Annotated in this window: 16 protein-coding genes; 8 read left to right on the plus strand and 8 right to left on the minus strand. The window is 71.8% G+C overall.

The genetic code is table 11. The features are described from left to right. Positions 1 to 31: 31 nt before the first annotated feature. The gene (locus tag ACTVZO_RS03785) at positions 32 to 3,169 is read left to right on the plus strand and encodes a Tn3 family transposase (RefSeq protein ID WP_443296972.1); all 3,138 of its coding nucleotides are present in this window, start codon (positions 32 to 34) and stop codon (positions 3,167 to 3,169) included. A 69-nt stretch (positions 3,170 to 3,238) separates the two neighbouring features. Here the strand turns inward: ACTVZO_RS03785 and ACTVZO_RS03790 are convergent, their stop codons facing one another. The 3 genes from ACTVZO_RS03790 to ACTVZO_RS03800 form a co-directional block, all read right to left on the minus strand. Continuing rightward, the gene (locus ACTVZO_RS03790) at positions 3,239 to 4,507 is read right to left on the minus strand and encodes an IS256 family transposase (protein WP_443303037.1); all 1,269 of its coding nucleotides are present in this window, start codon (positions 4,505 to 4,507) and stop codon (positions 3,239 to 3,241) included. 186 nt (positions 4,508 to 4,693) lie between these two features. Further along, positions 4,694 to 5,488 (minus strand): hypothetical protein, encoded by a 795-nt coding sequence (locus tag ACTVZO_RS03795; protein ID WP_443296973.1) that lies wholly within the window; start codon positions 5,486 to 5,488, stop codon positions 4,694 to 4,696. 18 nt (positions 5,489 to 5,506) lie between these two features. After that, positions 5,507 to 6,379: an ATP-binding cassette domain-containing protein gene (locus ACTVZO_RS03800; protein ID WP_443296974.1), complete on the minus strand. Its 873-nt coding sequence runs from the start codon at positions 6,377 to 6,379 to the stop codon at positions 5,507 to 5,509. Between the two features lie 255 nt (positions 6,380 to 6,634). Between ACTVZO_RS03800 and ACTVZO_RS03805 the strand changes: the two genes are divergently transcribed. The 5 genes from ACTVZO_RS03805 (at position 6,635) to ACTVZO_RS03825 (ending at position 11,979) form a co-directional block, all read left to right on the plus strand. Further along, entirely contained in the window at positions 6,635 to 7,843 is a 1,209-nt protein-coding gene (locus tag ACTVZO_RS03805) for a sensor histidine kinase (RefSeq protein WP_443296975.1), read from the plus strand. After that, positions 7,840 to 8,484 carry a response regulator transcription factor gene (locus ACTVZO_RS03810; RefSeq protein ID WP_443296976.1) on the plus strand — a complete coding sequence of 215 codons (645 nt, stop codon included), beginning with the start codon at positions 7,840 to 7,842 and terminating at the stop codon, positions 8,482 to 8,484. Before ACTVZO_RS03805 ends, ACTVZO_RS03810 begins: the two co-directional genes overlap by 4 nt. 172 nt (positions 8,485 to 8,656) lie before the next feature. Next, positions 8,657 to 9,577: a recombinase family protein gene (locus ACTVZO_RS03815; RefSeq protein WP_443296977.1), complete on the plus strand. Its 921-nt coding sequence runs from the start codon at positions 8,657 to 8,659 to the stop codon at positions 9,575 to 9,577. Between the two features lie 57 nt (positions 9,578 to 9,634). Further along, complete coding sequence (gene surE, locus ACTVZO_RS03820) at positions 9,635 to 10,390, plus strand: 5'/3'-nucleotidase SurE (RefSeq protein ID WP_443303038.1); 756 nt, start codon at positions 9,635 to 9,637, stop codon at positions 10,388 to 10,390. Then, positions 10,387 to 11,979 (plus strand): carboxylesterase/lipase family protein, encoded by a 1,593-nt coding sequence (locus ACTVZO_RS03825; RefSeq protein WP_443296978.1) that lies wholly within the window; start codon positions 10,387 to 10,389, stop codon positions 11,977 to 11,979. The genes surE and ACTVZO_RS03825 overlap by 4 nt, the downstream gene beginning before the upstream one ends. A 35-nt stretch (positions 11,980 to 12,014) precedes the next feature. Here the strand turns inward: ACTVZO_RS03825 and ACTVZO_RS03830 are convergent, their stop codons facing one another. Continuing rightward, on the minus strand, positions 12,015 to 13,109 hold the full coding sequence (locus tag ACTVZO_RS03830; protein ID WP_443296979.1) for a DUF2330 domain-containing protein: 1,095 nt from the start codon (positions 13,107 to 13,109) through the stop codon (positions 12,015 to 12,017). A 148-nt stretch (positions 13,110 to 13,257) separates the two neighbouring features. Here ACTVZO_RS03830 and tmpA point away from each other — a divergent pair, with 148 nt between their 5' ends. Together tmpA and ACTVZO_RS03840 are read left to right on the plus strand one after the other, a co-directional pair. After that, on the plus strand, positions 13,258 to 14,370 hold the full coding sequence (gene tmpA / locus ACTVZO_RS03835; protein ID WP_443296980.1) for a 2-trimethylaminoethylphosphonate dioxygenase: 1,113 nt from the start codon (positions 13,258 to 13,260) through the stop codon (positions 14,368 to 14,370). Next, complete coding sequence (locus ACTVZO_RS03840) at positions 14,367 to 14,939, plus strand: HD domain-containing protein (protein WP_443296981.1); 573 nt, start codon at positions 14,367 to 14,369, stop codon at positions 14,937 to 14,939. Before tmpA ends, ACTVZO_RS03840 begins: the two co-directional genes overlap by 4 nt. On the opposite strand, the gene ACTVZO_RS03845 is transcribed toward ACTVZO_RS03840, so the two are convergent. The 4 genes from ACTVZO_RS03845 to ACTVZO_RS03860 form a co-directional block, all read right to left on the minus strand. Next, entirely contained in the window at positions 14,929 to 15,687 is a 759-nt protein-coding gene (locus ACTVZO_RS03845; RefSeq protein WP_443296982.1) for a GntR family transcriptional regulator, read from the minus strand. The genes ACTVZO_RS03840 and ACTVZO_RS03845 overlap by 11 nt on opposite strands. 16 nt (positions 15,688 to 15,703) lie before the next feature. After that, complete coding sequence (locus tag ACTVZO_RS03850) at positions 15,704 to 17,668, minus strand: serine/threonine-protein kinase (protein WP_443296983.1); 1,965 nt, start codon at positions 17,666 to 17,668, stop codon at positions 15,704 to 15,706. A gap of 68 nt (positions 17,669 to 17,736) precedes the next feature. Continuing rightward, a complete protein-coding gene (locus ACTVZO_RS03855; protein WP_443296984.1) occupies positions 17,737 to 18,408 on the minus strand; it encodes an HAD family hydrolase in 672 nt (223 codons plus the stop codon). Continuing rightward, positions 18,405 to 19,523 (minus strand): ABC transporter ATP-binding protein, encoded by a 1,119-nt coding sequence (locus ACTVZO_RS03860; protein WP_443296985.1) that lies wholly within the window; start codon positions 19,521 to 19,523, stop codon positions 18,405 to 18,407. Before ACTVZO_RS03860 ends, ACTVZO_RS03855 begins: the two co-directional genes overlap by 4 nt. Positions 19,524 to 19,526 lie beyond the last annotated feature (3 nt).

A 19,526-nucleotide genomic window follows, 5' to 3' on the forward strand; every position in this document is an offset into this window, starting at 1 on the left:
AGAGCCTGCGGGCGCCGATAGCTTCGCGTCCATGCCAGTGGAGTTCCTGACCGATGAGCAGGCAGCGTCGTACGGCAAGTTCAACGAGGAGCCGACTCGGCCAGAGTTGGAGCGGTTCTTCTTCCTGGACGACGAGGACCGCAAGCTGGTCGCGAAGCGGCGCGGGGACCACAGTCGGCTCGGGTTCGCTCTCCAGATGTGCACCGTGCGCCACATCGGCCGGTTCCTCCCGGACGACCCGCTGGACGTGCCGTGGGTCGTGGTCGAGCACCTGGCCGTGCAGCTCGGCATCGAGGACGTCTCGTGCGTGAAGCGGTACACCGAGCGCAAGCCGACGCCGTACGAGCACGCGTGGGAGATCCGGGACGCCTACGAGTACCGCGAGTACGACGATGCGGAGTGGTCGCGCCGGTTCCGTACGTTCCTGCACGGGCGGGCGTGGACGCACGCCGAGGGGCCGGTGGCCCTGTTCAACCAGGCGGTGGGCTGGCTGCGCCGTCACCGGGTCCTGCTGCCCGGGGTGTCGGTGCTGGCCCGGCAGGTGTCGGAGGCCCGGAAGGTCGCGGAGAAGCGGCTGCACGCCACGGTCGCGGGTGCCGCCCGCCGCGCGGACCCGGCGCTGCCCGGGGATCTGGTGGCGACGCTGAAGACACCGGAGGGCTCGCGGTTCTCGGAGCTGGAGCGGCTGCGCCGGCCGCCGACGCGGACGACGGGCACGGCGTTCGCCCGTGCGCTGGAGCGGGTGGACGAGATCGGCGCGTACCGGCTCGGCAGGCTGAGGCTGTCGCAGATCCCGCCGAACCGGATGGCGGCGCTGGCCCGGTACGCGCTGGGCTCGAAGGCGCCGCTGCTGGAGCGGACGGCGGAGCCCAAGCGCACGGCAATGCTCACCGCGGTGATGCGGCACCTGGAGGCGAAGGCGATCGACGAGGCCCTGGACCTGTTCCAGGTCCTCATGGCCACCCGGCTGCTGAACACGGCGAAGCGCAAGACGGAGAAGGAGCGGCTTTCCACGCTGCCGCAGTTGGAGAAGGCGTCACGAGTGCTCGCGCGGGCGGCGAAGGTGCTGTTCGAGGAACTGGAGCTGGTCGAGGAGCAGGCGACGGACCTGGACGTGGCCGCGCTCTGGGCAGCCGTAGAGGAAGTCGCCCCGCGCGCCGCCGTGATGACCGCGGCGGCCACCGTGGTCTCGCTGGTGCCCGAGGACGAGAACTCGGCCGAGGTCGCCATGCGGGCCGCGCTCACGAACCGGTATGCCACGGTCCGTCCGTTCCTCGCGCTGCTGGGCGAGTCGAAGGCCCTGGACGCGGCGAGTGCCGGGAAGCGGGTCCTGGCCGGGGTGCGCGGCCTGCCAGCGCTGGCCCGGCGGAAGGTGGGCGTCAAGCCGCTGCTGCCGCGCGAGGTGGACGACAAGCTCGTGCCTCCCGCGTGGCGCAAGGCGGTGTACGCCAACCCTGATCTACCCCAGGGCGCGGTGGACCGGGACGCCTACGTGGTGTGCGTGCTGGAACAGCTGCACCGGGCCCTGAACAACCGCGACGTCTTCGCCTCGCCCTCACACCGCTGGTCCAACCCGCGCGCCCGCCTCCTGGAGGGCCCGGACTGGGACGCGGTCGAGGAGGACGTCCTGGCGGCCCTGAGCCTGGACAGGCCCGTCACCGAGCACCTGGCGGAGCTGGTGCGCGGCCTGGACGCCGGATGGAAGCAGCTCGCCGAACGGCTGGAGGAGGCGGGGCCGGCGGCGAAGGTCTCCATCGAGGTGGCCGGCGACGGGCGGGTGAAGCTGAACGTCGACAAGCTCGGCGCGCTCGGCGAACCGAAGTCCCTGACCTGGCTGCGCAAGCGGGTCGAGAAGATGCTCCCGAAGATCGACCTGCCGGACCTTTTGTTCGAGGTGAACGCCTGGACCGGGTTCCTCGACGCCTTCGTGCACCTCGGCGACGGCACCACCCGGATGAAAGACCTGCCCACCTCCATGGTCGCGCTGCTCGTCTCCGAGGCGTGCAACATCGGCCTGACCCCGGTGGTCAGCCCCGGCTACGAGGCGCTGACCCGGGCCCGGCTCGTGCACGTCGACCAGTACTACCTGCGCGCCGACACCATCGCCGCGGCGAACGCAGCTCTCATCGCCGCCCAGGCCGACATCCCGATCGTGCAGTTCTGGGGCGACGGGCTGCTCGCCTCTGTGGACGGGCTGCGCTTCCAGGTACCGGTGCGCACCATCAACGCCGCGCCGTCGCCGAAGTACTTCGGGTTCAAGCGGGGCATCACCTGGCTCAATGCTGTCAACGACCAGGTCGCGGGCATCGGGCAGATGGTCGTGCCCGGCACCCCGCGCGACTCCCTGCACATCCTGGACGCGCTGCTGAACCTGGACGGCGGCGTCAAGCCGGAGATGGTGGCGACCGACAACGCCTCGTACTCCGACATGGTGTTCGGCCTGTTCAAGATCCTCGGCTACAACTTCAGCCCCCGCTTTCGCGACCTGGACGACCAGCGGTTCTGGCGGGCCACCATGCCCGGCGTCGAGACCGGTACGTACGGCCCGGTGGAGGACCTGGCCCGCAACCGCGTGAATCTGAACAAGGTGATCACGCACTGGCCCGACATGCTGAAGGTCGCCGGTTCCCTGGTCACCAACCAGGTCCGCGCCTACGACCTGCTGCGTATGTTCGGCCGTGACGGCCGCGCCACCCCGCTGGGTGCGGCGTTCGCGGAGTACGGGCGGATCGCGAAGACCGAGCACCTGCTGCGCGTGGTCGACCCGGTGGACGACACCTACCGGCGGCAGATGAACCGGCAGCTCACCGTGCAGGAGTCCCGCCACAAGCTGGCCCGGGACGTGTGCCACGGCAAGCGCGGCACCATCCACCAGGCGTACCGCGACGGTATGGAGGACCAGCTCGGCGCTCTCGGCCTGGTCCTCAACGCCATCGTGCTCTGGACGACGAAGTACATTGACGCCGCCGTCGCCCAGCTCCGCGCCGAGGTCCACGAGATCCGGAACGAGGATGTCGCCCGACTGTCCCCGCTCAAGCACCGCAACCTGAACCTGCTCGGCCGCTACAGCTTCATCGCCAGCTTCCCGGCTACCGGTGCCCTGCGCCCGCTGCGTGACCCCGACGCGCCGGAGCAGGACGAAGACGAGGACGAGCCAGCGGCCGACTGAAGCGGGTCTATCACGAATTAGGTGTGGTTCGTCTGTTTGGCCTACGCCTTGTTTGCTGGGCTTTCTGGCCTATACCTGATTGGCGGTAAGGCGGCCGTCGAAGAGGACATCGAATTCGTTGAGAGCGGCCTTCCAGCGATTGCTCCAGCGCTGACGGCCCCGGCCAGTGGGATCGAGAGCAAGCGTGGCGAGATAGAGCCTCTTGAGGGCTGCGGTCTCGTTCGGGAAGTGTCCGCAGGCCTGTGCAGCCCGTCGGTAGCGCGCGTTCAAGCTCTCGATCGCGTTGGTCGTGTAGACGACCTGACGGATCGCCGGTGGCAGGGAGAGGAACGGGACGAACTCGTTCCAGGACCGTTCCCAGATCCCGCCGATCGAGGGATACCGGCTGTCCCACTTCTCTTTGAATTCGGTCAGCCGGCTTCGGGCCTGGGTTTCGTCGACGGCTGTGTAAATCGGCTTGAGGCCCCGGGCGATCTCAGCTGCATCCCGACGCGATCCGTAACGCAGACTGTTTCGGATCAGATGAACTACACACGTTTGGACAACGGTTTGGGGCCAGATCGCGTTAACGGCCTCGGGCAGCGCGGTCAAGCCGTCACAGACCAGCATGAGGACGTCCTTCACGCCACGGTTACGGATCTCCGTGAGCACGGTCTGCCAGTACTTGGCACCCTCGCCGCCCTGCCCGGTCCACAGTCCGAGGATCTCGCGGTAGCCGTCCGCGGTGACCGCGATCGCCACGTAGACGGGCCGGTTGGCGACCTGACCATCCCGGATCCGCACATGGATCGCATCAATGAACACCACCGGATACACCGAATCGAGAGGACGAGTACGCCATTCCGCCATCGATTCCAGCGCCTTGTCCGTGATCGTCGAAACGGTTTCCTTCGACGTCGCCATCCCATAGACCTCGGCGAGATGAGCGACGATCTCCCCGGACGTCAGCCCCTTCCCGGTGAGCGAGAGGACCATTTCATCCAGGGCGCCGGTCCGGCGGGCGTACTTCGGCAGAAGCCCCGGACGGAAGGTTCCGAGCCGGTCACGCGGCACGTTCACCACCACCGGGCCGACCTCGGTCATCACCTTCTTCGCCCGGTAACCGTTGCGCATATTCCCGCCCGAACGAGATCCCCGGCCGCCGGCCCGCACTGATTCATCAGCCAGGTGCAAGTCCATCTCCGCCTCGAGCGCGGCCTGCATCAAATGCTGGGCGAGCTCGGGAAGAATGCCGCCCTCGCCCATCAGCCGAAGACCACCGGCCGCGGTCTTCTCCGCCGCGAGCGCGGCCAATTCTTCCAGCAGCTCGACCGAGAGGCCGTTCTCGGATACCGGCATCGCCTTCACACCAGAACCCTCAGCACTCGCGCCGACCCTGGCAAGCGACACACCGCCGGCCATCCCGATCGTGTGACCCGTCGTCGTACCCATCAGATGACTCCTTCGAGGAAGGAACCCACCTAATTCATGACACTCCTAGTGAAGCAAGGGTGTCAGAACGCATCTGCGACCGTCTCGGGCTGCTCAGGCGTCGCGCCGCTTCATTGCTGCGTACGCGCTGGCCGCGATGGCTGCTGTCCATGCGAGGAGGGTGAGGTAGCCGGTCCAGGCCGTTTCGGCTGCTGCGCGGGTGATGGCGTTACCGGCCTCGAAGGGGGGAACGTGGTCGCCCAGGTCGGGGCCGAGGATCATGGGGAGGACGTAGAGGGCGAAGATGCTGCCCACGGTGGCGACCGGGTTGCGCAGGAGGGCGCCGAGGGCGAGGGCGAGCAGGCCGGAGGTGGCCAGGAACAGACCGCCGCCGGCTATGGCGCGCATGACTCCGGGATCGCTCAGGTTGAGGTGGACGCCGGCCCCGGACAGGATGGAGCTTCCGATAGCAAAGGAGACGGCGGAGGCGGCCAGGCCTGCGGCCAGTGCAATGGCGGTGAAGGCGGTGGCCTTGGCCGCCAGGAAGCGGCCGCGGGAGGGGACGGCGGTCAGCGAGGTGCGGATCATTGCGCTGCTGTACTCGGAGGTCATGGCCAGCGCGCCGGCGACGGCGAAGGCAATCACTCCGAATTTCATGCCGAACTGGGTGACCCAGGTCAGGTCCCCGCCGGTTTCACCGCCGCCCAGGATGTGCCGGGCGTTGGCCGAGGAGTTGTTCGCGCCCGCCAGCACGGTGACGGTGATGCCGATGAGCAGGGCGAGCAGGACTCCGCGGTGGGTGCGGATCTTGATCCATTCGCTGGCCACGGCATCGAGGAAAGTGGCCGGTCGCGGGGTGGTGGCATGCCGTCGGGTGCCGGCGGAAAGGGTGGTGGTTTGGGCGGTCATGGTGTTCATTTCTCCTGGTCAGGCTGCGGCGGGCGCGGTGGCGCTGTAGTCGGTGGTGTGCTGGGTGAGTTCGAGGTAGGCCTCTTCGAGGCTGGACCGGTGGGCGGCCAGTTCCCGCAGGGCGATCCCGTTGTGGGCGGCGATGTCGGAGACCTGGCCGGTGTCCAGGCCGGTGACCGAGAGCAGGCCGTCCGGCGCTTGCTCGACGCCGGCACCGGTACGGGCAAGCAGGGCGGCGAGCCGCTCCGGTTCGGTCGCCCGGACCCTGACGCAGGTCCGTGAGCTGCTGTCGATGAGTTCCTGCATGCTCATATCAGCGAGGAGGCGCCCCTGGCCGATGACGACGAGGTGGTCTGCGGTGTGCTCCATTTCGCTCATCAGGTGGCTGGACAGCAGCACGGTGCGGCCCTCGGCGGCCAGGGACCGCAGGAGGGTGCGGATCCAGATGATGCCCTCGGGGTCCAGCCCGTTGACCGGCTCGTCGAGCATGAGGACGGGCGGGTCGCCCAGCAGCGCGGTGGCCAGGCCAAGGCGCTGGCCCATTCCGAGGGAGAAGCCGCCGGCCCGGCGCCGCCCCGCATCCTGCAGGCCGACCACCTCGAGCACCTCGGTGACCCGGCGGCGTCCGATCCCGTTGGCGCGGGCCAGACACCACAGGTGGTCCGCGGCCCGGCGGGGTCCATAGAGGGCCTTGGCGTCCAGGAGTGCGCCGATCTCGCGCATCGGGGCGGCCAGCGTGCCGTAACCGCGGCCGTTCACGGTCGCCGAGCCGGACGTGGACCGGTCCAGGCCCATGATCATGCGCATGGTGGTGGACTTCCCCGCGCCGTTGGGTCCGAGGAAGCCGGTCACCACCCCGGGCCTGGCCTGGAACGACAGGCGATCGACCACGGTCCGGTCGCCATAGGATTTGGTGAGATCGGTGACATCGATCATCGGGAACTACCGTTTCATGAGGTGAAGGGGTGCGTATTCGCATCTGGCACCGATGCTCCCGCCCGGCGGGCACCCCTGGCATCGGAGCATCCGCTACAGCCACCCCGACCAAAGTGGCTGGTGGCACACACCTCACCCCCGACGAAAGTAGGGGACCGCCTCACCCCACGGGCGAAGCTGCCGGCAGGCCCGCCTTCGTACCCTGGGACCATGAGTGAGCAGGACAAATCCCCGCAGTCGGCCTCTCACCGGTGGTGGCGAGGGTCTGCGGCCGGCGATGCGCTCCTGACCTCGCTGGTTCTGGCCTCCCTCGCGTACCTACTCATCCGCGTCACCGTGAGCCACGGCCCCGTACACGCCGACATCGTGGCGCTGACGCCGCTGCCGCAGCTCGTCGCAGCTGCCGCCGCGTGGGCCACCGTGGTCCGCAGCCGCCACCCGGTACCGATGGTGGCGGCCGGAGCCGCGTGCTGGCTGGTGCTAGGCATCCCGTGGGTGGCCATGCTGGCCATGTACAACCTCGGGCTCCGGCCCTTGGCCACACGACGCCGCACAACAGGCCTTGCCGTCTTTTCCCTGGCAGCCCTAGCTTCCCGCGTCCTGATGCCCAACCCGCTGCACCTCTCAGCGGTCAACACCGCCTTCTGGACGGTCGCCGCCGGAGCGCTTCCCCTCACCATCGGCCTGTGGCTGGCCGCCCGCCGAACCCTCCTGGACAACCTGCGCCGCCAGATCACCCAGGCCCAGGCAACCCACGAAGTAGAAGTCGCCGCGGCACGCACAGCCGAGCGCTCCCGCATCGCCGGCGAAATGCACGACATCGTCGCCCACCGGGTCAGTCTCATGGTCCTGCACGCCGGAGCCCTGGAAGTCACCGCCACCGACCCCGCAGTCACCACACCAGCCGCCCTCATCCGCGAGAACGGCCGCGAAGCCCTCCAAGAGCTGCGCACGATTCTCGGACTTCTCCACGCCCGGGAAGACAGCGCCCTGGCACCCCAGCCCACCCTGGAACAGCTCGACGATCTCATCCGCTCCTCCCGCCAGGCAGGCGTAAAGATCCGCCTCACCATCGAAGGAACCCCGAACGAGCTGCCCGTCACCATCGAGCGCACCGCCTACCGCATCGTCCAAGAGGCACTGACCAACATCCACAAACACGCCCCCCAGGCCCGCACGACCATCCGGCTCCGCCACCGTGCCGGAGCCCTGGACGTCACCATCCGCAACGCCCGGCCCACAAAGTCAGCCACCGCAGACTTCCCCCGAGGAGGTCACGGTCTCCTCGGCATGAGGGAGCGCGTCGAACTGCTGGGCGGCACCTTCACCGCCCAGCCGCAAGACGACGGTGGATTCCTGGTCACCGCCACACTGCCGACAGCCAGTACAGATCCTCAGACACGTGAGGCCGCAGCATGATCAAAGTCCTGATCGCCGACGACGAGGCCCTGGTCCGCACCGGACTGCGGATGATCCTGCAGTCCGACCCGGGCATCAAAGTGATCGCCGAAGCAGGTGACGGCCACGAAGCCCTCGCCCAGATCCGCGCTCACCGCCCGGACGTCGTCCTGATGGACATCCGGATGCCCCATCTCGACGGCCTCGCCGCCACCCGGCAGCTCAGCACCTGGCCCGGCGCCCCCCGCGTTCTGGTCCTGACCACCTTCAACCGCGACGAGTACGTCTACACCGCACTACAGAACGGCGCCGCAGGCTTCCTCTTCAAGGACACCCCACCCCAGGACCTCATCGCCGCCGTCCACACCATCGCCGACGGCAACGCCATCCTCGCCCCCAGCGTCACCAAAAACCTGATCGACCACTTCGCCAAAGGCTCTACCAATCAGGCCCAAGCCCGACGCCGGCTCACCGCCCTCACCCCCAGGGAACAAGAGGTCCTCGCTGCCGTCGCCGAGGGCATGTCTAACGCCGACGCCGCCCGCGCACTCCACCTCAGCGAAGCCACCATCAAGGCCCACGTCAGCCAGATCATGACCAAACTCGACGCCACCAACCGCGTCCAGATCGCCATCCTCGCCCACCAGGCCAACACGGCATGACCCTGCCCACTTGTCGTCAAACGATCGTTTGACGACAGGCGCGGCGGGCGTCCAATGAACCCAGTGATTCCGGGGCCTGACGGCGGCCCCGATCCAATGAGATCCGATGACGGCAGACGACAGGGTTAGATGACAGCCCAGGTCCGATGCGGCGGCAGGAGCGGGGAACAGCGTGGCCAATCTCGTCTACAAGCGGGTGTCGACCGACCAGCAGTCCACCGCCCGCCAGGACCTCGTCCTCGCCGAGGCCGGGATCGAGGACCCGGTCGTCTTCGAGGAAGACCCGGGCACCTCCAGCCGCCTCCACCCGCTTCAGCGCCCGAAGTTCGGCGAACTGCTCACCTACGCGCGGCCGGGCGACACCGTGCACATCTCCGAGATGTTCCGCCTCGTGCGCGGCAACCAGCACATCCTCGACGTCCTCGCAGTCCTGCACCGCGACCAGCTCGCCCTGCGCATCCACGACGGCGCGTTCTCCGCCATGGACCTCACCGCCCGCCACCCGCGCACCGGCGAACTGCTGTCCACCGTGAAGTTCATGGTCCAGACCCTCGCCGCCGCCGGCGAACTCCAACGCGACCTACAGCGCGAGCTGACCTACGACGGACTCCGCGCCGCCGAGGCCAAGGGCAACAAGGGCGGACGCCGCCCCGCCGTCGCGGTCGACAAGGCCGACACGGTCCGCGCCGCCTACCTGGCGGGCCGCTCGATCGCCGCCCTCGCCCGCGACCACGACGTCAGCCGCGGCGCGATCCGCACGACCGTCGCCGACCTCCTGCCCGACCACACCGCCGCCGAAGACGTTCCGGCGCCGGAGCTGCCGGTCACCCTCGACATGCCGGGCAAGGTCGCCGACTTCCTCCGCACCACCGAGCTGGACCCCGTCGAGCGGGCAGCGCTCGACCAGGGGGTGACCGTACGGCGCGGCCAGGGCTACACCCTGCGCGTTACCGCCGCACCCTCCGTGCACCGCCAATTCCTCACCCGCTGCCAGCCGCTCGACGGCGGCCACGGCCTCCCCGCAATCCCTGCCCAGCGCAAGGCACGCCGCGAGTACGAGAACAGGGTCAGCACGCTCACACCCGGACCATGATCACCGGCTTAGCGTTAACCGCTGTACCGATGTTCCCCGAGGCCGGACGCGCCCGGCATCCGCAAGGCCTTCGCGCGGCTGACCGCGGCCGGCCACGACGTCACGATCGTGGCCCCGCTCACCAACCAGAGCGGCACCGGCACGAAGATGTCCAACGCCCCCGCCATCGTGGTGAAGCACCCCGAGCCCAAGGTGTGGGCGGTCGACGGCACGCCGGGCGACTCCGTCTCCTTCGGTCTGGCCGAGGTCTTCGCCGCAAAGGCCCCCGACCTCGTGGTCTCCGGCACCAACTTCGGCCCGAACGTCGCCGGGCTCGCCAGCCACTCCGGTACGGTCGGCGGCGCCGTCGCCGCGCTGGAGTCCGGAGTGCCGGCCATCGCCCTGAGCACCGGCGGCCTCACCGCGCCCGACCCGGTCACCACCGTCAACGCGATGGGTCCGACCCTCGACTTCGCCGTCAAGCTGATCGACCGGCTGCGGGCGGCGCGGGCCCGGTCCGGACGGCTGCTGCCCGCCGGAGTTGGCCTCAACGTCAACCACCCGGTGGTCGGCGCCGACGGCAAGGGCACGGCCGCCGGTGTGGCCGCGACCTTCCAGGACCCGCAGAACCTCCTCCAGCCGGACTTCACCGACTCCGGCGACGGCACCTGGAAGGTGTCCGTCAAGGTCGCGCTGCGGCCCGCGGCGAAGGGCGGCGACGTCGAGGCGGTCGCCGCGGGCCGGATCGCGGTGAGCCCGATGAACTCCGACTGGAACACCGGTCCGGTCGACCACGCCGTGACCTCCGCCCTGCTCGCCGGGCTCCGCCCGTGAGACGCCGGACGGGACCGCTGCTCGGCGCCGTCCTCGCCCTGGCGCTGGGGCTGCTGGCCCCGGCAGCCCCGGCGGCGGCGCGGGGCGGCGGGGCGCCGGATCCCGTGGTCGCCGTCGCGCAGGGCTCCCTGCGCGGGCAGAACCGGGACGGGGCGCAGGAGTTCCTGGGCGTCCCCTACGCCGCTCCCCCGGTCGGGGAGGCCCGGCTGCGGGCGCCGCGGCCGGCGGAGCGCTGGAACGGGGTGCGGGAGGCCGTCCGGCAGGGCCCCGCGTGCCTGCAGTTCTCGCCGTTCGGCCTGCGTGATCCGGCGGCCGTCAGTGAGGACTGCCTGTATCTGGACGTGTACCGGCCCCGGTCGGCCCGTCCCGGAGCCCGGCTGCCGGTGATCGTCTGGATGCACGGGGGTGCGTACAGCCAGGGCACCGGGACCCAGTTCGGCGGGCGGACCATGGCCGAGCTCACCCAGACCGTGGTGGTCAGCATCAACTACCGGCTGGGGCAGCTCGGTTATCTGGACCTGCCCGAGCTGAACGGGCCGCGCGAGGTACGGTCCGGCTCCTTCGGGCTGATGGACCAGATCGCCGCGCTGCGCTGGACCCGGGAGAACATCGGGGCCTTCGGCGGCAATCCGCAGAGCGTCACGGTCTCCGGGCAGTCGGCGGGGAGCGGGTCCGTGTGCGCGCTGCTGGCGGCCCCTTCGGCGGCGGGTCTGTTCCACCGGGCGGTGCTGCAGAGCGGGCCGTGCACCTTGCTGCGTACGCCCGACCGGGCCCGGGCCGAGGCCCTGGCGCGGGAGTTCGCCGCGCGGGCGGGGTGCGCCGGTCCGGCCGGGATGGCCGCGTGTCTGCGCGGGGCCTCGGGGGCGGCGCTGGTGGAGGCCGCCCGTACGCTGCCCGCTCCGGGTCCGGCGTCGGGCGACGGGCTGCTGCCGGTGGATCCGGAGCGGGCCGTACGAAGCGGCGCGTGGAACAGGGTGCCGGTCATGATCGGCAGCACGCGTTCCGAGGGCCGGTTCTTCGTCGCGCTGACGCAGCCGGACCTGACCCGGGAGCAGTATGCGGCGCAGGTCCTCGCGGGGTACGGGGCCGCGGGGCCCGAGGTGCTCGCACGCTATCCGGTGGAGGCCCACGGCTCGCCGTACCTGGCGCTGTCGGCCGTCCTGACGGACTCGACCTTCGCCTGTCACACCGCGTGGACGGCGGAGCTGTTCGCCTCCCAAGTGCCGACGTACGCGTACGAGTTCGACGATCCCCGGTCACCGACGCTGGCCGGGGCCCAGGTGCCGGGCCTGGACCAGTCGAACGGGCACAGCGCCGAACTGGCCTATCTGCACGACTTCACCATGGGTGAGCGGCCGCTGACCCCGGTGCAGGTGGCGCTGGCGGCGCGGATGAAGCGCTACTGGGGTGCCTTCGCCCGGTTCGGTGCGCCCGTCGTGCCGGGTCAGGTGCCGTGGCCGGCGGCCGTCCCGGGCTCCGGGGTCGCCCCGGTGCTGACGCTCGGCCCGGGGCGGACGGGTCCGGGTTCGTCGTTCGGGGCGGACCACCAGTGCGCGTTCTGGCGGACCCAGCCGGACCGCCCGCTCTGATCGGGCGGCGGCTCGGCTCGGGCGGGCCGCCGTGATCACACGGCCGCGCCCGCATCCGCGGCCGCACGTCGGCGTCGGCGCCGAAGGACCACCAGCGCCGACGCCGACGCCGCGACCAGGGCGGCGGACACCGTCAGCAGCCAGACCGGGATGCCGTCTCCCAGCGTGAGCAGCTCGTCCCGGTAGACGACCCTGCGGTAGGGGGTGTCCTGGGCGGTGGCCCGCAGTTCGTGGTCGGCGTCGATGCGGCCCGGTTCGGGGAACCGCTGGTCGATGGCCGTGAGGAACACCGGTTTTCCGCCGGTGAGTTCGGCGAGCGGTCCGCTCTTGGGGGCGATCTTCCCGGCGAAGGTCACCTCGGGGGCGGATCCGCCGATCGCCGAGCTCGGTTCCATGCGGTGGTCGGCCAGGACGTACAGGCCGAGGGACTGGGGTGTCCTGGCCATCCGGGAGAGCCGCATCGGGTAGACGGGCGTCGGGCTGTCGAAGCGGATTTTCAGCGGGTCCAGGTCGCCCCGGAGCGGTGTGCCCTGCTGTCGGGGGGCCAGTCGTACCGCCACGTACTCCCACTTCTGGTCGACGTAGGGCTTGACCTCGGCGGTGAGGCGTTCGGGGAGGTCGAAGCCGTTGGTCTCCAGCCAGTCCTTCAGGGCGTCGGGGTCGGTGGCGGTCAGGCGGGCGACGTCGAAGTCGCCGAGCCGCTCGCGGCCGACGACGGCGACGCCCGGGTCGGCGCTGCCGGGCGGTGTCGCGCCGGCGGTGTCCCCGGCCATGGAGGAGAAGGGCCAGTCGCCGTCGCGCGGCCAGAAGTAGCCGCGGGTCCTGCGTTCGGGCCGGGTCAGCCGCGAGAGCTCGCCGAACACCTCCCCGTCGCCCAGTTCCACCGTGGCCCGGCCCGGCACGGGCATGATCCAGGCGGCCCGGTGCGCGTCTCCGCCGACGGTGAACCGCATCACGATCTGCTGCGTACGGCCGTCCCAGCGCACGACGGAGGTCTCGCGGTCGACGCCGATCCTGGACTGCCGGTCGGGCACCATCGCCCCGCATCCGCACGCGTAGGCGGGGTTGACCAGGGCGCCCACCTGCGTCGCGAGCAGGGCGAACAGCAGGGCGGCGATTCTTCGTCTCATCCACACGGGTCTCAGACGACGGCCCGCGCGATCCGGTTCCGCGGGCACGGCCGACGGCCTTCGGACACGTCGGCGCCATCTTCCGGTCATCAGGCGCTGCCAGCATGGCGTCCGAAAAGTTGTACATACAACTCTGACGGGAGCGCCGGTGTCCGCGACTCGAAACCTCCACCCGCCCGCCTTCTGGCTGCGCGACAACTGCCCGTGCGCCGACTGCCGGGATCCGCGCACCGGCCAGAAGCTGTTCCAGATCACCGACCTGCCCGAGGACCTGGCCGTCGGCGCGGTACGGGACTGCGTGCCGGCCGCCGACGGCGGCCTCGGCCGGGAGGTGCGGTGGGAGCCCGACGGGCACCGGTCCGTCTACCCGGAGGCCTGGCTGGCCGCCCACGCGCCCGGCGCCGGCGGCGCGCCCCGGCCGGGCGACGGCCGGACCGAGGCGGACAAGGAGCTGTGGGCCGCGCCGGACCTGGACGGACGGCTCCCCGAGGCCGGCTGGGAGGCGTACACCGGCGACCGGCGGGTCCGGATCCGGGCGCTGGAGAGCGTCGTCCGCCTCGGCTTCGTGCTGCTGCGCGGCGTCCCGCCGCGGGACCGGACGGTCCTCGACGTGGCGCGCAGCTTCGGCTTCGTGCGCGAGACGAACTACGGCGAGCTCTTCGAGGTGCGGGTGGAGGCCGATCCGAACAACCTCGCCTTCACCGGGGCCCGGATCAGCCCGCACACGGACAACCCGTACCGGGACCCGGTGCCCACGCTCCAGCTGTTGCACTGCCTGAGCAACGAGGCCCGCGGCGGGGACTCCGGGCTCGTCGACGGCTTCCGGGCCGCCGCGCTGCTGCGCGCCGAGCACCCGGAGGCCTTCGCCGTGCTGACCCGGGTGCCCGTGGAGTTCGCCTTCGCCGACGCCCGCACCGAGCTGCGCGCCCACCGGCCGCTGATCGACGTGGACCCGCTCGGACGCATCCGCGAGATCCGGTTCAACAACCGGTCCATCGGCACCCTGCACCAGCCCGCCGCGGTCGTCGAGGAGTTCTACGCCGCCTACCGGACCTTCGCGCAGCTGCTGCTGCGTCCCGGGCTCCGGCTGGACTTCCGGCTCGCCCCCGGCGACTGCCTCGTCTTCGACAACACCCGTCTGCTGCACGCCCGTACGGCCTTCTCCGAGTCGGGCGACCGCCACCTCCAGGGCACGTACGCCGACCTCGACGGGCTGCTGTCCACCCTTGCCGTTCTGCACCGCGAAGGAGCCCGCGCATGACCGCCCCGGACCCCGGGCCCGGCCCCGTCGACCTGCTCGCCGCGCTCTTCGAGGGCGAGGGCGGCTCCGAGTACCTGGGCGAGGCCGTCACCCAGGCCGGGCACATGCTCCAGGCCGCCGCCCTCGCCGGGGCGGCCGGCGCCCCCGCGCACCTCGTCGCCGCGGCGCTGCTGCACGACGTCGGGCACTTCCACGGGACCGTGACCGGCCGGGACCTGATGGAGGGCGGCCTGGACAACCGGCACAGCCACACCGGAGCCGAGTGGCTGGCCCAGTGGTTCGGACCGGAGGTGACCGAGCCGGTCCGGCTGCACGTCGCCGCGAAGCGGTACCTGTGCACGGCCGAGCCCGGCTACTTCGGCCTGCTGTCCGAGGCCTCGGTGCACACGCTGCGCGTGCAGGGCGGGCCGATGACCGAGGCCCAGGCCCGCGCCTTCGAGGCACTGCCCGGCGCTGCCGAGGCGGTGGCCGTACGGCGCTGGGACGAACGGGCCAAGGACCCGGACGCACGCGTCCCGCACTTCGACTCCTACCGCCCCCTGCTGGAGGGGCTGCTGGTCAGGGCCTGAGCCGGCGGCCCAGCGCCCCCGCCGAGGTGCTGTGGGCGGTGAAGGCCACCGTCCCCGGCAGGTACCGGTCCTGGGACCATTCCACCGGGACGCCCGCCGGGTCGGTGGAGCGCCTGCGTTCGCGCAGCAGCGACTCCCCGGCCCGGCAGCCCAGCAGACGCGCGTCGTCGTCGTCTGCCGGAGCGATGTCGATGGTGTGGTGGGCATCGGTGAACAGCACGCCGCGCAGGGCGAGTTGCTCCGAGTACGAGACGGTGTCCGCGGGCATGTCCGCCACGAGTGCGCCGATCGCCCCGGGGTACGTCGTGCGCTCCACCATCACCGGGGCGTCCGACAGCGTGCGCAGCCTCAGGAGGCGGTGGACGGGGGCGCCGGGTTCGATGCGCAGCTGCTCCGCCTCCTCGGCGTCCGCACGCCCCCGGAGGACGGAGACGGTGCGGCCGCCGGGCCGCTCGCCCAGCGAGCGCGCCCACCGGGTGAAGCTCCGCAGATCGGTGGTGCCGGCCGCGCCGCCCGGCCCGGCCTGCACCACCCGGCGGGTGCCGCGGCGGGAGGTGACCAGCCCGTCGCCGCGCAGCGCGGCCAGCGCCTGGCGGACCGTACCCCGCGAGACGCCGTAGCGGCGGGCCAGTTCGTCTTCGGCGGGGAGCCGGGCGCCGGAGCCGTACTCGCCCGCGGTGATGGCGGCCCGCAGGTCCTCGGCGACCTGGACGTACAGCGGGGTCCGGGGCGGCGGTGCCTGGTTCACGGGGCCGGACCGCGGCTCAGCTGCCGGCGCCGGAGCGGACCGCGTTGCGCCAGACCGTCACGTCCAGCGTCATGTACTTGCTGGGCGAGTTCTCGGGGGAGAAGCCCTGGACCGTCACGAGGGCCAGGTGCCCGGTGCCGGTGGTGACGCAGATCTGCCGCCCCTTCGAGAGTTTGGCCAGGTTGATGTTCTTGGCGAAGCGGGTCTCGGCGCGGCAGACGGCGAGGGTTCCCTCCTGTCCGGGGTCGAGCAGCACCATGTTGCCGTCCGAGGTCTCGGCGTCGAGGTATCCGCCGGTGTCGTAGGAGAGTTCGTAGCCGCCGTCCTCGCCGTCCTGGGGCCGGATGTCCTCGTCGCCGAGGGTCAGGTGGTAGCCCGCGGTGAGGTTGATGCCCTTGTGGTCGGTGGGCTTGGGATCGGCCTGGGTGCCCGGCTTGATGCCCGGCTGGGCCGAGCCGGTCTGCCCTCCCCCGGCCTGGTCCGCTCCCTTGCCCTTGTCCTGCCCGGATCCGCTGCCCTGCGCCCGGGCCTGCTGCCCGTCGTTCTCCTTGAGCAGGGCGTAGGCCGTGGCGCTGCCCGCCACGGCGAAGACCAGTACGGCCGCCAGCGCGATGAGTGCGCCCTTGCCGCCCGACTTCTTCGGGGGCTGGACCGGCTGCGGCATGAACCCGCCGGGGTAGGGGCGGGCGTGCTGCGGCTGCGGCTGCGGCTGCGGCTGCGGCGGGAACTGCGTCGGGGCGTAGGCGTGCCCGTGGGCCTGCGGCGGCGCGGCGGGGCCGGGGGGCGGCGTGGGGTACGACTGGGGCTGCTGCGAAGGCTGCTGCGGCTGATACGGCTGGTTCTGATACGGCTGGTGCGGCTGCGGCTGCGGCTGCGGCTGCTGGTGCGGCTGCGTGGGCTGCTGGTGCGGTGCCGGACCGAAGCCCGGGGGCGGGGTGGCCGGAGCCGCCTGCGCGGTGGGCGCGTACGCCGGCACGGCGGGGGCGGCGGGGGCGGCGGGGGCGGCGGCCGGCACGGCGGGCGCGGCGGCCGGGGGCGGCGGGGTCTGCACCGGGGCGGGGGCGGCGGCGCGCACCGTGATGTCGGCGGCGACCGGGGCCGGCAGCCAGTCCTCGGGGCGGCGCAGCACGGTTTCGGCGTTGGCGGCCTGGCAGAGCGCGATGATCTCGGCCAGGGACGGCCTGGCTCCGGGGTCCTTGGCGAGGCACCGGCTGACCAGTTCGGTCAGCCGGTCCGGGACCCCGCCGAGGTCCGGCTCCTCGTGGACGATGCGGTAGAGCACGCCGTGCGAGGTGCCCTCGCCGAAGGCGGGGGTCCCGGTGGAGGCGTACGCGGCGACCTGGCCGAGCGCGAAGATGTCGGTGGCCGGGGTCACCTTGCTTCCGGCGGCCTGCTCCGGGGCCATGAAGGACGGGGTGCCGATGGTCACTCCGCTGCCGGTCAGGGAGGTCGCGTCGGCGGCGTAGGCGATGCCGAAGTCGATGACGCGGGGCCCGTCCGCGGCGAGCAGCACGTTGGACGGCTTCAGGTCGCGGTGGACGATGCCCGCCCCGTGGATGACGTGCAGGGCCTCGGCCATCCCGGCGATCAGCAGCAGCACCGCCTCGACCGGCAGCGCCCCGTGGGCGACCACCGCGTCGGCGAGCGAGGGTCCCGGCACGTACGCGGTGGCCAGCCAGGGCTGGGCGCTGTCGGTGTCGGCGTCGATGACGGGAGCGGTGAACAGGCCCTGCACCCGCTGCGCGGACTGCACCTCCTGGGTGAACCGGCGGCGGAATTCGGCGTCTTCGCCGAACTCGGGCCGGATCACCTTGATCGCGACGGGCCTGCCGCCGGGCGTGTAGGAGAGGTAGACCTTGCCCATGCCGCCCGCGCCGAGCTTGGCGGCCAGCCGGTATCCGGCGATGGTGGTGGGGTCGTCTCCGGCTAGCGGCTGGAAGACCTGAGGCGTACCGTCCCGGCCCGGCTGCTGACCACTCATCAACTCATGTCTCCCACGCAGTTTCTCTCCCGACGACCGGCACCCTACCCAACCCGCCGGGCCGGATCTCACACGGGCGGCTCCGCCCGGCCCCGCAGCAGTGCGGGGGTGACCTCCTCGAGCGAGCGGGCGAACGTCCGCCGCGGTGACGGCGGAACCGGCAGGAGCGAGGGGACCACGAGGACCCCGCAGCCGGCCGCCTCCGCGGAGGCGGCTCCGTCGGGCGAGTCCTCCACGGCCACGCAGGCGCCCGGTTCGAGGCCGAGGCGCCGGGCCGCCGCCCGGTAGGGGTCCGGGTGCGGCTTGGTGCGCTCGGTGTCGTCGGCGGACACGGTGAAGGCGAAGGGGACATGGGCCAGCGAGCCACCGACCACCGAGTCCACGACCAGCCGCGGCGAGGCGCTGACCAGGGCGAAGGGCACGCCTTCCACCGCCAGGGCGGTCAGCAGCCGCTGGGCTCCGGGCCGCATGGGCGCCCCCGCCTCGACCCGGCGGAAGAACCGCTCGGTGAGCGCGGCCGCGATCTCGGCCGGGTCTCCCCCGCCCACGGTCCGTACGAGGTGCGCCGCGGTGTCCTCGACGGCGCGGCCGACCACCTCCGGCGCGTCCGCGTCGGTGAGCCGGTGGCCGAGGCCGTCAGCGACCTCCTCGGTGGTCTCCCACCACAGCACCTCGGTGTCGACGAGGGTGCCGTCCATGTCGAACAGGACCGCGCCGAGGGCGTCCGGGCGGCCGCTCACGCGGTCCTGGCCACGACGAGCACGGGCCGCTCGGCAAGGCCCACGGCGGCCCGGGCCCCGGGCACCAGGGCTCCGGCGTCCCGCGAGGGCAGGTCGGCCTTGACGGCTACGCCGCCGGGCAGTTCCAGGTGCAGGCGGGTCACGGAGCCGAAGAAGGAGGCGGAGACCACGGTCGCCTCGCCCTCGGCGTCCGCGGTCGCCGTCACGTTCTCGGGGCGTACGAGGACCTCCACGTCCGGGGTGGAGGGGAGGGGGCCGTCCACGGGCAGCCGGACGCCGGCCACCGCCACCAGGCCGGAGTCGGCGAGCTGTCCGGGCAGCCGGTTCATGGTGCCGACGAACTCGGCGACGAACGGCGTCGCGGGCCGCTCGTACAGCTCGGCCGGGGCGGCGCACTGCTCCAGCTTCCCGGCGTTCAGGACGGCCACCCGGTCGGCCATCGACAGCGCCTCCTCCTGGTCGTGCGTGACGAACACGGTGGTGATGCCCAGCGAGAGCTGGAGCCTGCGGATCTCCTCGCGCAGGGTGGCCCGCACCTTTGCGTCCAGCGCGGAGAGCGGCTCGTCGAGCAGCAGGACGCGCGGGCGCAGGGCGAGGGCCCGGGCCAGGGCCACGCGCTGCTGCTGCCCGCCGGACATCTGGTGCGGGTAGCGGTCGCCGTGGTCGGGGAGGCCCACCAGGTCGAGGAGTTCGGCGGCCCGCTCACGGCGCTGCGCGGCTGCGACCTTGCGGACGCGCAGCCCGAAGGCCACGTTGTCACGGGCGTTGAGGTTGGGGAAGAGGCTGTACGACTGGAAGACCATGCCCGCGTCGCGGCGGTTGGCCGGGACCCGGGTGATGTCCGCTCCGTCGACCAGGACCTCGCCGGCGTCGGGCTGCTCGAATCCGGCGATGACGCGCAGCGCGGTGGTCTTGCCGCAGCCCGACGGGCCGAGCAGGGCCAGGAGTTCTCCGGGTTCGACGGTCAGGTCGAGGCCGTCGAGGGCGACGGTGGAGCCGAACGCCCGGCGCAGGCCGCGGAATTCGACGCGCGCGCCCGCGGGCTGCGCGGAGTCGGCCGTCGGCTTCCCGGCGGCGGCCGCGTCTGCGGGGAGGGTGGTGGGCGTGGTGGGCATCGG

Origin of the sequence: Streptomyces sp. IBSNAI002 (assembly GCF_052244475.1) — a bacterium.
Taxonomy (GTDB): domain Bacteria; phylum Actinomycetota; class Actinomycetes; order Streptomycetales; family Streptomycetaceae; genus Streptomyces.